General features: G+C 42.7%; 12 protein-coding genes. All 12 read left to right on the forward strand.

Annotation, left to right across the window (positions count from 1 at the left end):
- Nucleotides 1–40: 40 nt before the first annotated feature.
- The 12 genes from bamA (at nt 41) to ACRQ5D_RS15735 (ending at nt 13,972) form a co-directional block, all read left to right on the forward strand.
- A complete protein-coding gene (gene bamA / locus ACRQ5D_RS15680) occupies nt 41–2,593 on the forward strand; it encodes an outer membrane protein assembly factor BamA (RefSeq protein ID WP_091172566.1) in 2,553 nt (850 codons plus the stop codon).
- A gap of 16 nt (nt 2,594–2,609) precedes the next feature.
- Nucleotides 2,610–3,140, forward strand: a complete 531-nt coding sequence (locus tag ACRQ5D_RS15685; RefSeq protein WP_090532069.1) for an OmpH family outer membrane protein — start codon at nt 2,610–2,612, stop codon at nt 3,138–3,140.
- 48 nt (nt 3,141–3,188) lie between these two features.
- Entirely contained in the window at nt 3,189–3,701 is a 513-nt protein-coding gene (locus ACRQ5D_RS15690) for an OmpH family outer membrane protein (protein ID WP_090531918.1), read from the forward strand.
- Between the two features lie 224 nt (nt 3,702–3,925).
- Nucleotides 3,926–4,438, forward strand: a complete 513-nt coding sequence (locus ACRQ5D_RS15695) for an OmpH family outer membrane protein (protein WP_090531916.1) — start codon at nt 3,926–3,928, stop codon at nt 4,436–4,438.
- Nucleotides 4,439–4,504: 66 nt separating this feature from the next.
- Nucleotides 4,505–5,350, forward strand: a complete 846-nt coding sequence (gene murI, locus ACRQ5D_RS15700) for a glutamate racemase (protein ID WP_091172563.1) — start codon at nt 4,505–4,507, stop codon at nt 5,348–5,350.
- 172 nt (nt 5,351–5,522) lie between these two features.
- Nucleotides 5,523–6,593, forward strand: coding sequence for a complex I subunit 1/NuoH family protein (locus ACRQ5D_RS15705; RefSeq protein WP_091172560.1), 1,071 nt, complete (start codon nt 5,523–5,525; stop codon nt 6,591–6,593).
- A 132-nt stretch (nt 6,594–6,725) separates the two neighbouring features.
- The gene (locus tag ACRQ5D_RS15710) at nt 6,726–7,316 is read left to right on the forward strand and encodes a 4Fe-4S binding protein (RefSeq protein ID WP_091172557.1); all 591 of its coding nucleotides are present in this window, start codon (nt 6,726–6,728) and stop codon (nt 7,314–7,316) included.
- Nucleotides 7,317–7,342: 26 nt separating this feature from the next.
- Nucleotides 7,343–7,861, forward strand: coding sequence for an NADH-quinone oxidoreductase subunit J family protein (locus ACRQ5D_RS15715; protein ID WP_256337510.1), 519 nt, complete (start codon nt 7,343–7,345; stop codon nt 7,859–7,861).
- Nucleotides 7,858–8,163, forward strand: coding sequence for an NADH-quinone oxidoreductase subunit NuoK (gene nuoK, locus ACRQ5D_RS15720; RefSeq protein ID WP_090531905.1), 306 nt, complete (start codon nt 7,858–7,860; stop codon nt 8,161–8,163). Before ACRQ5D_RS15715 ends, nuoK begins: the two co-directional genes overlap by 4 nt.
- A 100-nt stretch (nt 8,164–8,263) precedes the next feature.
- A complete protein-coding gene (nuoL, locus tag ACRQ5D_RS15725) occupies nt 8,264–10,372 on the forward strand; it encodes an NADH-quinone oxidoreductase subunit L (RefSeq protein WP_091172551.1) in 2,109 nt (702 codons plus the stop codon).
- Between the two features lie 5 nt (nt 10,373–10,377).
- The gene (locus ACRQ5D_RS15730) at nt 10,378–11,982 is read left to right on the forward strand and encodes a complex I subunit 4 family protein (protein ID WP_091172548.1); all 1,605 of its coding nucleotides are present in this window, start codon (nt 10,378–10,380) and stop codon (nt 11,980–11,982) included.
- A gap of 7 nt (nt 11,983–11,989) precedes the next feature.
- A complete protein-coding gene (locus ACRQ5D_RS15735) occupies nt 11,990–13,972 on the forward strand; it encodes a mucoidy inhibitor MuiA family protein (RefSeq protein ID WP_091172546.1) in 1,983 nt (660 codons plus the stop codon).
- The last annotated feature ends 2 nt before the right edge of the window (nt 13,973–13,974 follow it).

The raw sequence follows: 13,974 nt of genomic DNA on the forward strand, positions 1-13,974 counted from the left end.
ACAACTGTATAAATTATTTTTAGCCCACTAAAATATTCGAATGTATAAATTTCTTTTTGCTATTCTTTTCTCGGTTTTGGCTACTACGGCTTTCGCCCAGATATCCAATGGGCCGAGGCCTTCGCTTACAAAATCGATACCTGCTGATAGTTTAAGTTATCTTAATCCTAAAGATTATATTATTGGTGGTATTTCTGTTAGTGGCGCAAAATATCTTGATAAAGACATCCTGATCCAGCTATCCAAATTAACCAAAGGCGATCGTATCAACCTGCCGGGCGAACGTAATGCCGAGGTAATTAAAACCTTATATCAACAAGGCTTATTTGATGATGTGCAATTAAACATCACCAAAATTAATATGGATACCATTTACCTGGAGATTGCCGTGTTGGAGCGTCCGCGTTTATCACGCATGCACTTAACCGGTATTCGCAAAGGCGAAATTGAAGATGTTCAGAAAAAATTGAACGACCGTGTAGGCAAGATCGTAAATGAAAACCTCATCAGCACAACAACTGCTATCATAAAAAAGCATTTTAACGAGAAAGGTTTCTTAAACACTACCGTTACCATTACCCAGCGTAAAGACCAGGGTGATGTTAACAGCGTTATACTGGATGTTGCCATTGATAAAAAGACCAAGGTTAAAATCAACGATGTTATTTTTGAGGGCAACAAGGCATTTAGCACCGGAACCCTGCGTGGTTTTCTAAGTAAAACCCGTAAACGTAAATGGTATAACCTGTTTGGCTCAAAGAAATTTAAACAGGACAAATACGAAGAGGATAAACAAAACCTGGTTGAAAAAATGCAGGCCAGGGGATACCGTGATGCCGAGATCCTGAGCGATTCTGTATGGAAACATGACGATGAAACCGTAAACGTAAAGCTGAAAGTATATGAAGGCCCTAAATATTACTTCGGTAATGTTAAGTTTTCGGGTAATGCCAAGTATACCACCGATTTGTTAAACAGGATCCTTCACGTTAAAAAAGGTGACGTATTTAGCGAAGATGAGCTGAACAAGCGTTTAAGCGGCCCGACTCCGGGTAACGATGATATTTCATCGCTTTACCTTAATGATGGCTATTTAACCTTTAATGCCGATCCGGTACAAACAAGGGTTTATAACGATACTGTAGATGTTGATGTGAGGATTTATGAAGGCCCTCAGTATACGATTAACCGCGTTATGTTAAAAGGTAACGACGTTACCAACGATAAAGTGGTAATGCGTGAGATCCAGACAAAACCGGGTCAAAAATTCAATAAAGACCTGCTGATCCGCAGTGCGCGTGAAATTGGCCAGCTGGGCAACTTCGACGAGCAAAAAACCGAACCTAAACCAACCAACATCAATCCGCAGGATGGTACGGTTGACTTGGTTTATAACGTAGTTGAAAAACCTTCAGACCAGATCGAGCTTTCAGGTGGTTTTGGTGGTGGCCAGTTGGTAGGCACATTGGGTTTAACCTTTAATAACTTCTCTATCCGTAATATCTTCCACCTTAAAGCTTACAAGCCACTGCCAAAAGGCGATGGTCAGAAACTGAGCTTAAGGGGGCAGTCGAGCGGCCGTACCTATCAAAACTTCTCGTTCACATTCTCCGAGCCATGGTTAGGTGGAAAAAAACCAATTTACTTTGCATTGTCTGCTTATACACAGGGAAGTTCAACAGGGCAGTATTATCCAAAAACAAGCCCATACTATAACAAATTGCGTATTAACGGTTTGGGCGTTACATTGGGTAAACGTTTAAAATGGCCTGATAACTATTTCCAGTTAAACTACTCACTTAACTTTGATCATTACAGCCTTGACAACTATACCGGTTACCTGTTTACCAACGGTACCTCTTATAACATTAAGTTAACCCAGGAGTTGACACGTAACTCAATAGATGCGCCTATTTTCCCAACCCAGGGTTCAAATATTAAATTTACGATACAGGCTACACCGCCTTACTCATTATTTAATAACATCAATTATAAAATAGCCACCCCCGAAGATCGTTACCATTTTGTTGAGTACTATAAGTTTAAATACGATGCACAGTGGTTCTCGAAACTGGTAGGCAAATTTGTATTGATGTCGCAGGTTAGGTTTGGTTTCCTTGGCCAGTACAATCACCAGGTTGGCCCATCACCGTTTGAACGCTTTAAATTAGGTGGCGACGGTATGCAGAGCTACCAGTTTTTACAGGGTAGTGAGATCATCGGCTTACGTGGTTACCAAAACTTCTCGATTGTACCCGAGGGCTCAAACGAAACTCAAAATACAAACACCGGTAGCGCTATTTATAATAAATACACGCTGGAGCTTCGCCACCCGGTTATTGCAAGCCAGTCGGCAACAATTTTCTTGCTGGCCTTTGCCGAAGGCGGTAACGCGTGGAACCAGTTTAGCCAGTTTAATCCGTTTAATGTAAGGCGTTCGGTAGGTGTGGGCGCAAGGATATTTTTGCCTATATTTGGCTTACTGGGGTTAGATTATGGTTATGGCTTTGATAAAATACCGGGGCAACCGGATGCAAATAAAGGCCAGTTCCATTTTACAATTTCTCAGAGTTTATCCGGCGGATTTAATTAATTTGCGTACCGAATATATGAAGAAGATAATTTTAGTAGCCTTTTTAACGTTAACTGCTTTTGCAGGCGCTTACGCGCAACGTTTTGCTTATGTTGATTCGGAGTATATATTAAAGCACATGCCCGAGTATGCCTCATCTCAAAAGCAATTAGCTGCATTATCTGATCAGTGGCAGAAGGAAGTTGACGGCCGTTTTCAGGAAATCGACCGCCTGTATAAAGCTTATCAGGCCGATCAGGTGCTGATGACCCCTGATATGAAAAAACGCCGTGAGGCCGAAATTGTTGACAAAGAAAAGGCCGCGAAAGATTTTCAACGCCAGAAGTTTGGTCCGGATGGTGAGCTTTCACAAAGAAGCACAGCGCTGATTAAACCAATTCAGGATAGGGTGTCTAAAGCTGTACAAGCAATTGCCGAAGGCGATAACCTGGATATGATTTTTGATAAAAACAGCGAGGTTATTATGTTATATGCTAACCCGCGGTATGATAAAAGCGCGGATGTTATAACCAGATTAGGACTAAAACCCGGTGTATTTGCTAAATAATTTGAATTAAAATAAATCGAACTATTATTTAAACACAGAAAAAGGAAAATGAAAAAACTATTTAAAGTTGCCTTAGTTGCAGTAGGTTTGTTATTTGCGGGCAGCTTTGCAAATGCTCAGACTAAGATCGGCCACATCAACTTCAATCAATTGATTGATATGATGCCCGAAACTAAAACTGTAACTGCTTCGATCCAGGCTTATCAAAAAACATTTATTGATCAGCTTACTACAATGAATAATGAGTACCAGACAAAAGGCCAGGACTACCAGTCAAAAAGGGCAAGTATGACCGATGCTGTACGTACTGCTAAAGAAAACGAGCTTACCGATATTCAAAAACGTATGAATGATTACCAAAACAATGCCCAGCAACAGGTTGATGCAAAAAGGCAGGAATTAGGTAAACCGCTTATTGATAAAGCTACCCAGGCAGTACAGGCTGTAGCTAAAGAAAAAGGCTATGCTTATGTATTAGATTCATCACAGATCACCTTATTGGTATCTCCTGATGCTGATGACCTGATGGCAGCTGTAAAATTAAAATTAGGTTTGAAATAAGAATACAAAAGACATTAAAAAAGCGCCCTGATTAAACGGGACGCTTTTTTTATGTTTGCCATTTAAATTACCCCATTGTTATTTTAGCCGGGTAAGGATAGCTGTCAAATGTTCCTGTTCATTGTAAGCTCTCCCGAGGTTAGTTCATGAGCAATTTGCTGATACACGTTATAAAAACAAACAGATAATTATTATCCATTATTAAACACAGGACACAAAACAAAATGAAAAAACTATTTAAAGTCGCCTTAGTTGCAGCAGGTATGTTGTTCGTGGGTAGTTTTGCTAAAGCGCAAACAAAAATAGGTTATGTTAATTTTAGCCAGGTTATTGACCAGATGCCTGAAACTAAAACTGTTTCTACAACATTACAGGCCTATCAAAAAACATTCATTGATCAGTTAACCACTATGAACAATGAGTTACAAACCAAGGGTGCCGATTTGGAAAAAAACGGTTCAACTTTGACAGATGCTGCCCGTTCAGCAAAAACTTCTGAATTGCAGGATATTCAGAAACGCATGAACGATTACCAAAACAATGCTCAGCAACAAGTTGATGCTAAAAAACAAGAATTAGGCAAACCCATTATTGATAAAGTTAGCCAGGCTGTACAAGCGGTAGCTAAAGAAAAAGGTTACGCTTATGTATTGGATTCATCACAGGTTAGTATGATCGTATCGCCTGCAGGCGACGATCTGATGGCTGCCGTGAAATTGAAATTGGGTTTAAAATAAAATCACCTTTAAGTAAATTATACAAAAGCGCCCCGTAATTACGGGGCGCTTTTTTTATGTTTGTATATGTCAAATCAACCAATTGGTATTTTTGATTCGGGTTATGGCGGGCTAACTGTGTTCCGTTCTATCATTGAACAATTGCCCGGCTATGATTATATTTATATGGGCGATAATGCCCGTGCTCCCTATGGTAACCGCTCATTCAGCACCATACACCAGTATACCTGGGAATGCGTGCAGTGGATGTTTGACCAGGGATGCCCCTTAGTGATCCTGGCGTGTAATACGGCATCGGCCAAGGCGTTACGTACCATTCAGCAGCAGGACCTTAAACAGATAGATGACCCGTGGAAAAGGGTATTGGGCGTTATCCGCCCTACTGCCGAGGTTATTGGCGATTATACTAAAACCAAAGAGATTGGGGTGCTTGGTACAAAGGGCACGGTACAATCTGGCTCATACCTGCTCGAGATCCAGAATTTTTTCCCCGATATAAAAGTTTACCAGCAGGCCTGTCCGCTTTGGGTGCCGTTAATTGAAAACGGGGAATATGATAAACCCGGTGCAGATTTTTTTGTGCAGTTGTACCTGGATCAAATCATGGCGCAATCGCCCAACATCGACACCATTTTACTGGCTTGCACGCATTATCCTATTATCCAGGACAAAATAAAAGCACATTTGCCCGAACGCATTAATGTTATAGGGCAGGGCGATATCGTGGCTAAAAGCCTTGTTAGTTATTTAAACCGCCACCCCGAAATTGAACAAAAGCTTAGCCGGAACGGCGAAAATAAGTTTTATACCACTACCGATGATACTGCCGATTTTGACCATCATGCCTCGCTGTTTTTCTCGGCCCCGGTAAAATCAACGTTTATATCGGCAAATGATTTGGTGAAGTGTTGAACCTTGATTTTTATGATTATAGGATGATCATGATACAGAGCTTTAGGCGTTGATATATCTGGCAATCCTTAAATCAGGTAAATCATGGTTCTCCTATCAACTTAATATATAATTTAATCATTCTAAATAACTCAACATTTAGTAAGTTTGCACCCTTAAGCAAAAATTCCTGTTGAACTATTATTTTACATATTTTATTGCAGCAATTGGGTTGTTCAGTTTTTCGGCCTTCTTCGCTTTATTCGGTGTATATGCCGAGCGTAAAATATCAGCGTTTATACAAGACAGGCTTGGCCCAACGGAAACAGGAAAATATGGTTCGCTGCAAACGCTGGCCGATATTTTAAAAATGCTTCAGAAAGAGCTGATCGTCCCGGCAGCGGCAGATAAGTGGTTGTTTATGTTGGCGCCGGCGGTAATATTCATTGCTGTATACCTCGGTTTCGCCGCGCTACCCTGGGCCCCCGGGCTTATCCCTTCAAAGACTAATATCGGTCTCTACTATATTTTTGCCATTATTTCTATCGAAACGTTAGGAATTTTGATGGCAGGATGGGGATCAAACAATAAGTATTCTATCCTTGGTGCTATGCGTTCGGCGGCTCAGATCATTTCGTACGAAATCCCCGCGGGCTTTGCCATCATATCTGTTGTAATGATTGCTCAAACGCTCGACTTGCAGGTGATCTCTGCTCAGCAGGGTATTTTGGCTGCTGAAAAGATAAAATTTGCCGGTTTTTGGGATGTATCTCAGATAGGTGGTTTATTTAGCTGGAATGTATTCCGAGCGCCACATTTACTCATCGCATTTGTGATCTATTTTATAGCTTCACTGGCCGAAAGTAACCGTGCTCCTTTTGACATTCCAGAAGCAGAATCGGAACTGGTAGCCGGTTTTCATACCGAGTTTACGGGCATCCGCTTTGCGCTTGTGTTTTTGGCTGAGTACTCGATGATGTTCCTGGTATCCATGATAGCAGTGATCTTGTTTTTAGGGGCCTGGAATACACCGTTGCCTAATATCGGCGGTGTTAAACTGGCAACCTGGACAACCGGGGTGGCTTGGGGGATATTATGGGTGGTAATAAAAACATTGGGCCTGGTGGGTGTTCAGATGTGGATCAGGTGGACATTGCCCCGCTTGCGGGTTGACCAGCTCATGAACCTTTGCTGGAAAGTATTGACCCCGGTGGCTTTCGCTTGTATGCTGATATCGGGTGTATGGAGGTTGTGGCTGATGTGATTTTTAATTTCGGATGTCGGATATTCGATTTCGGAATTAAAAGAATTAAGATTTGTAATTAATTGAATAATAAGAAACAAGGATTAGCAGTAGTAAAGGAAATATCCTGAGCATCCTAAAATCCTAAAAATCATGGTTCAGAAAGTAATTAACGCGTTTACAACGGCATGGAAAGGTTTAAGCCTTACCATCCGGCATCTCTTTGCGGGTAACGGCAAAAGGGAGATTGTAACCGTGAGCGATAGCAATTATTTTAAGCAACTGGAGCATGGCACCAACACTATTCAATATCCTAAGCAGCAACTGCCGGTACCTGAAGTGGGCCGCTACCAGTTGGATGTGGAAATGGATGACTGTATCGTATGTGATCTGTGCGCCAAGGTTTGCCCCGTTAATTGTATCGATATTGAATCGATCAAGGCTACGGAAGCTATCGGCCAAACATCCGACGGTACTACCAAACGTTTGTATGCAGCCAAGTTTGATATTGATATGGCCAAGTGTATGTATTGTGGTTTGTGTACTATTGTGTGCCCAACTGAATGCATTACCATGACCAACCAGTACGATAAAACAGTTTTTCAGCTAAGCGATCTGGTTTACCAGTTTTCGGATATGACGCCCGAAGATGCCGCCGAAAAGCGTGCCCTTTTTGACAAACAACAGGCCGAAAAACAGGCTGCCAAATTAGCCGCCATGAAACAAAAGGAGGGTGGGGCATGACCTTGGTCCGCTTACTGTTTTATACAATGAGTTTTATTGCTATTGGCTCGGCGCTATATGCTGCTTTAAGTAAAAACCTGGTCAGGAGTATTTTTATATTTTTTGTGACCTTGTTTGCATTAGCTGGCTTGTATGTAATTGCCCTTGCCGATTTTGTTGCCGTAACGCAAGTGGTAATTTATGTGGGAGGCATTTTGGTGTTAATCCTTTTTGCATTTATGCTTTCTGGTCGTGAAACGCTAAATGTGATAGAGCAACACAAAGGAAAATTCATTAACATGGCTAAAGTACCGGCTGTTATACTGGCTGCGCTGTTTTTAGCGGTGATTGTAAACATTATCCTTAAAGCCGATGCTGATAAGCTGCCATGGGTAAAACAGGCCATCGCACAAAAAAATGAGATAACGCCAACCTCTTCAACTATAGATAATATAGGCGTTAACCTCATGACCACCTACCTGCTGCCTTTTGAAGCCATTTCTGTTTTATTGCTGATGGCTTTGGTAGGTGCGGCACATTTATCACGTAAGGAGGGCAGGGCATGATCACGTTAACCGATTTTTTACTGGTAGGCGCGTTATTGTTTTGCACAGGCATGTACATGATTGTATCCAAACGTAACTCGATACAAGTATTGATAGGAATTGAACTAATGCTGAACGCCGCCATTTTAAACCTGGTAGCTTTTGGTAAATATGATAAGCTAAATAACGGCGGACAGGTGTTCGCCTTGTTTGCTATTGTGCTGGCCGCGGCAACAACAGCGGTTGCGCTGGCCATCGTCCTGAATGTTTACCGGCGATATAAAACCATTGACCCGGATGAGATTAAAAATTTGAGGGATTAAAATATTGTAGAGACGCATAATTGCGTCTCCCGCAGGACAAGCGGAAATGTACATTCGGAGACGCAATTATGCGTCTCTACAGAGAAGATAAAAAAACTAATTGGGCACCGCGCTTTTACATACCGATCAAACCATCATCAGCTACACCATTGCAGCTGTGGCTTTACCGTTGGCGGCCTCGATCATCAACTTTTGCCTGCCGGTAAAAAGTAAAGCAGCGGGCTGGATTTCAACACTGGCCATTTTGGTGGGTTGCGTATTATCAGCCATTGTGTTTGCAAGGGTGTGGAACCAGCAACCGCTGCACACCCAAAAACTATGGTTTACCATTGGCAACACCAAAGTCTTCGCAGGCATCCTGCTTAATAATCTGTCGGCGCTGCTGCTGCTGTTGGTATCGCTGATTGCCTTGCCTGTTCACATCTATTCCACTGCTTACATGAAGCATGACGATAGGTACAGTCGTTATTTTACCTACTTAAGTTTCTTTTGTTTCAGCATGCTGGCTTTGGTGGTGGCGGATAGCATGGTGCTGTTCTATGCTTTCTGGGAGCTAGTGGGCTTTTCATCATACCTGCTTATCGGTTTCTGGTTCACTAAGGATAAAGCCGTACAGGCCAATAAAAAAGCCTTTATCATGAACCGTATCGGCGATATCGGTTTGCTAAGTGCTATCATTATCATTTTTGCCCAGTTTCATACGTTTGATATTGATGCCTTATTTGGACAACATGGACTTGTTAAGTTTATGGGGCCTGATAACGGGCAATGGGCTTTTGCTCCTGATAGGATGCCTTCTAATTATGGCTCTGTTTGGACACGGGGGGCAATGACTACATTACCCGCGATATGGCAGTATATAGCCTGCGCCGGGATCTTCCTTGCTGTGGCCGCAAAATCGGCACAATTCCCTTTGCATACCTGGCTACCTGATGCCATGGAAGGGCCGACGTCAGTTTCGGCGCTGATCCACGCGGCTACTATGGTGGCTGCCGGTGTATTTCTGCTGGGCAGGGTTTATCCTTTGTTTACCGATACGGAGTTAACGGTTCTTGCTGTAATAGGTTGCTTTACCGCTTTTATGGCCGCCACAATCGCGCTTACGCAAAACGATTTAAAACGGGTGCTTGCTTACTCAACCATATCGCAACTGGGTTACATGATCCTTGCGATGGGGGTTGGAGCTTATGGCTCTTCGCTATTCCATTTGGCTACGCACGCTTTCTTTAAATGTTTATTGTTTTTGGTGGCCGGGGTTGTGATTCACGAAATGCAACATATCAAGGAGGAAAATAACCTGGATATCGACCCGCAAAATATTCAGTACATGGGTGGCTTGCGTAAAAAGCTGCCATTAACTTTTATTGTGGCAATTGTTGGTTCACTGGCGCTTATAGGTATTCCGCTTACTTCTGGCTATCTGTCAAAAGATGGCATCCTGATCCAGGCGTTTGAATGGAGCGAGGGTAGAAGCGCATGGCTTAAACTGATCCCGGCAGGTGCATTATTTACCAGTTGGCTTACTGCCTTTTACGTATCAAGGTTAATAGTGAAAATATTTTTCGGAGAGTTTCGCTTGTTGAAACATCACCCTGACATTAAACTACATATCAGCGATGGTGGTTGGCAATATCGTGTGCCATTGATCCTGCTGGCGGTTTGCAGTTTGTTCCCCTTATTTTCGCTTAATCCTTTCTTTTATGAAAAAGCCTGGCTATTCGAAAGCTTAAAACCTGCCGAATTCATGGCCCGCGAAAATATCTACCATACCATTATTCCGATAGGGGTGAATATCTTAAGCGTTTTTGTAATGTACGCGGCCTATGCTATCTACGTAAAAAGAAATACGTTCTCGTTTCCGCAAACCGGCTTCTTTTACCGCTTATCCTATAATCAATGGTATTTGGATAAGATCTATAAAAAAGTAATCGTAAAACCTATACTTGGCCTGGGTAAAACCTGCTTCTGGTTCGACAGGAATATTATTAACGGACTCATCCATTCAATTGAACGGCTGAGCAGGGCGGTGGCAGACCTTACCGCCTGGTGTGATAAATATATTGTCGACGGATTTTTGCATTCAATGGCTGCATTAGTGCAAAGTATTGGCAATTTTGCACGTAAATTTCAAAATGGAAAAGTGCAGTACTACCTGTACAGTATGCTGCTCATTGTGTTGGTACTCTTTATTTTAAAAATACTGATCTGAATTTAATGAACCTACTAACCCTACTCATATTTATACCTGTACTGTTTGCGTTGGTGATCGTATTGCTGCCATCGTCGGTTCGGGGGAGTTTTAAATATATTACCCTGCTGGCTACGCTTTTGCAGCTGGGTATCAGCATCGCAATCTACCTTAACTTTAAAACAGGTGCGGCAACAGCAGGTATTAACCATGAAGACCAGTTTCAGTTTGTACAGAAACTGCCATGGATTGCCCTTAACCTGGGCAGCATGGGCAAAATGCAGATAGATTATTTTGTAGGGATAGATGGCATTTCGGTAACCCTATTGGTAATGTCGGCACTGGTGATGGTGGTTGCTACGCTGGCCTCCTGGGAAATCAAGAGCAATCTCAAAGGTTTCTTCCTTTTGTTTTTGCTGTTGGATATGGCCGTGATGGGTGTATTCTGCGCTTTGGATTTCTTCCTGTTTTACCTGTTTTATGAGCTCATGTTACTGCCGCTCTATTTCCTGATCGGGATGTGGGGCGGTGTACGCCGGGAGTATGCGGCCATCAAGTTTTTCTTGTATACCCTGTTTGGTTCGGTGTTTATGCTGCTGGTGATGGTTGGTTTATACCTTTCTGTAAGCGATCCGGCAACAGGAAGTCATACTTTTAATATTATCCAGATGATGAATCCGGCTAATTATGCCCAGGGTTCGGTATTCTCGGCTGCCGCGCATCAAACCATATTGGGGATGCCCGCACGCACGGTTGGCTTTGTAGTGCTGTTTATTGCCTTTGCTATCAAGGTACCCGTTGTACCGCTGCATACCTGGCTGCCCGATGCGCACGTTGAAGCGCCTACACCGGTATCTATCATTCTTGCTGGGGTATTGCTTAAAATTGGTGGTTACGGCATTATCCGTATCTGCCTCGGGATTTTCCCGGAGATAGCTTCTTCCGGCGCTTTTTGGCTTGGGTTGATTGGGGTTGTTTCGATATTATATGGCGCCTGCAATGCGCTGGCCCAGCGCGATCTGAAAAGGATGATCGCTTACTCATCGGTATCGCACATGGGTTTTGTGTTACTGGGCATTGCCTCGCAAACTGCCGAAGGTGTAAGCGGTGCGGTAATGCAGATGGTAAGCCATGGCTTTTTATCGTCGATGCTGTTCTTTTTGGTGGGCGTGGTTTACAACCGTGTGCACGACAGGGATATTTATCATTTCCGCGGATTGGGCACCCAGATGCCTCAATATACGGCCTTTGTTATGGTAGCATTCTTTGCTTCCTTAGGCTTGCCGGGCTTTTCGGCATTTGTGGCCGAAGCATTTACACTGGCGGGTACATTTAAATCGCCAACGGTTAACGGTTTGCTGCCATACTGGATGGCTGTTTGCGGTTCGGTTGGTATCCTGTTGGGAGCAGCTTATTTTCTGTGGACACTGCAGCGCATGTTCTTCGGAAAAGTATCACTTAAAGGCGGCGAGGTTTGGAAAATAGCACTTACCGATGTAAGCATCCGCGAAAAGCTGGCATTGATACCAATGGCTGTTGCTGCGCTTGCTTTAGGTTTGATGCCATCGTTGGTATTTGGAAAAATCAATGATTCGGTACTGGCATTGATACAGTTTTTACAGGCTAAATAAAAAAATAGTGTTTCAACATAAATTCATTTATGGAAAAGTGCATACACCTGCATCTTTTATTTACGTTGTCCCCGGCAACCCGGGCATAAGCGAAATAACAGATGGTATGTATTTAACCGAAGGAATTATGTTTAAAAAATTATCCATTGCCGCAGCATTACTTTTTATCACTGCGGCAACCAGGGCCGATGAAGGCCAGAAAGTAGCCTCCAAAGTTCAAAAAGTAACCGTGTTTTTGAACGGAGCACAGGTAAGTCGCACCGCATTGGTCAATATCAGCCCCGGCACATCAACGCTGGTGTTTGAAAACCTGTCGCCTGGAATTGATGTGCAGAGTATCCAGGTAAATGCAGGCGGCGATTTTACCATTCTTTCGGTTAATCACGAACTTGATTTTGCCGATAATGACATCAGGCAGAAAAATATACAGACTATCGAGGCGAATGTAAAACTGGTAAGAAACAAAATAGCCTTGCAAAATAACATGCTCTCTATTTACCAGGAAGAAGCTAACACGCTGGCTAAAAACCCGGTGAGCAATGGTACTAATGTTGCGCTGGATCCGATTAGACTGAAACAGACACTCGACTTTCAGACAGCTCGCTTAAATGAGATCAAAAAGAATCAGCAAGCCGTAAATGATCAGATAGATTTGTTTAACGACCAGCTGGAAGATTATAACAAACAAATTGCAGAGATTAACAAAGTAAGTGTTAAAACTACCAGCAATGTTTTGGTGACAGTATCGTCAAAAGTTCCGTTACAGGCAAATTTTACTTTAAGTTATCTGGTGCGAAACGCCAGCTGGTTCCCTACCTACGATATCCGTGCTAAAAATGTGAACAGTCCAATAACTATCGTTTACAAAGCCAACGTGTCGCAAAAAACGGGTGAGGACTGGAAAAGCGCAAAGCTTACCTTATCAACCGGTAACCCAAGCGTAAATGGGGCGAAGCCCGAGCTTACGCCTACCTATCTTAACTTTGGTATGTACTATTCAGGTACTGGTGTTTCAATAACTAAAGTAATGGGTAGAGTAGTGAGTAGGGATGATAACAGCCCCATCCCTGGTGTAAGCGTCCGGGTAAAAGGTACATCAATAGGGGCCGTAAGTGATGCCGGTGGAAATTACAGCATCCAGATACCTAACGCCAATGCTGTGCTTACTTACAGTTTTATTGGATATGAGACATTAGAAAGGCAGGCCAATGCGCCAATGATCAACGTGTCGCTAAAGTCAGCTTCAAACCAATTGAATGAAGTTGTTGTAGTTGGTTATGGTGAAGTTGAACATAAAAGGGATTTGACTGGTGCTGTTGCGAAAATACAAGATAAAAATATAATTAACACGGTTCCTATCGAAGTAAAAAAAGAAGAAAACCAAACCAATATTGAGTTTAATATCGCCAACCCTTATACGGTGCCAAGCGATGGCAAACAATATGCCGTTGAAATTAGCCAATATAATATTGATGCTACTTATCAGTATTATGTAGCGCCTAAACTGAGTACTGATGTGTATCTGACAGCGCAGCTTACCAACTGGAATAAATACAGTTTCCTATCTGGCGAGGCCAACTTGTTTTTTGAAGGAACATACATTGGCAAGTCGCTGATTAATACCGATGCTACCACCGATACGCTGAACCTATCGTTAGGAACAGATAAAAATATTGTAGTTACCCGTACACTGGAGAAAGGTTTGGCTATGCGCCAGTCATCAGGCTCCAACCAAAAGGAAACCCGCAATTGGCTTATCGACGTAAAAAACAGGAAAAGCCAATCGGTTAATTTATTGGTGGAAGACCAGGTACCGGTTTCGCAAAATAAAGATATCGAAGTAGAGGCGCAGGAAACATCTGGCGCAAAACCTGATGCAACAACAGGTAGGGTTTCATGGAATTTCATGTTAAATTCGCTCGATGAAAAGAAGGTGAAACTAAAATATCAGGTTAAATACCCCAAAAATCAATCAGTAATAGTACAATAAAA

Origin of the sequence: Mucilaginibacter sp. P25 (assembly GCF_050859465.1) — a bacterium.
In the GTDB taxonomy this organism is placed as follows: domain Bacteria; phylum Bacteroidota; class Bacteroidia; order Sphingobacteriales; family Sphingobacteriaceae; genus Mucilaginibacter; species Mucilaginibacter gossypii.

Coding starts and splice junctions, on each gene's coding strand:
- murI (WP_091172563.1), top strand. CDS start 4,505: ATGTCAAATCAACCAATTGGTATTTTTGATTCGGGTTATGGCGGGCTA.
- bamA (WP_091172566.1), top strand. CDS start 41: ATGTATAAATTTCTTTTTGCTATTCTTTTCTCGGTTTTGGCTACTACG.
- nuoK (WP_090531905.1), top strand. CDS start 7,858: ATGATCACGTTAACCGATTTTTTACTGGTAGGCGCGTTATTGTTTTGC.
- ACRQ5D_RS15685 (WP_090532069.1), top strand. CDS start 2,610: ATGAAGAAGATAATTTTAGTAGCCTTTTTAACGTTAACTGCTTTTGCA.
- ACRQ5D_RS15695 (WP_090531916.1), top strand. CDS start 3,926: ATGAAAAAACTATTTAAAGTCGCCTTAGTTGCAGCAGGTATGTTGTTC.
- ACRQ5D_RS15710 (WP_091172557.1), top strand. CDS start 6,726: ATGGTTCAGAAAGTAATTAACGCGTTTACAACGGCATGGAAAGGTTTA.
- ACRQ5D_RS15730 (WP_091172548.1), top strand. CDS start 10,378: ATGAACCTACTAACCCTACTCATATTTATACCTGTACTGTTTGCGTTG.
- ACRQ5D_RS15690 (WP_090531918.1), top strand. CDS start 3,189: ATGAAAAAACTATTTAAAGTTGCCTTAGTTGCAGTAGGTTTGTTATTT.
- ACRQ5D_RS15715 (WP_256337510.1), top strand. CDS start 7,343: ATGAGTTTTATTGCTATTGGCTCGGCGCTATATGCTGCTTTAAGTAAA.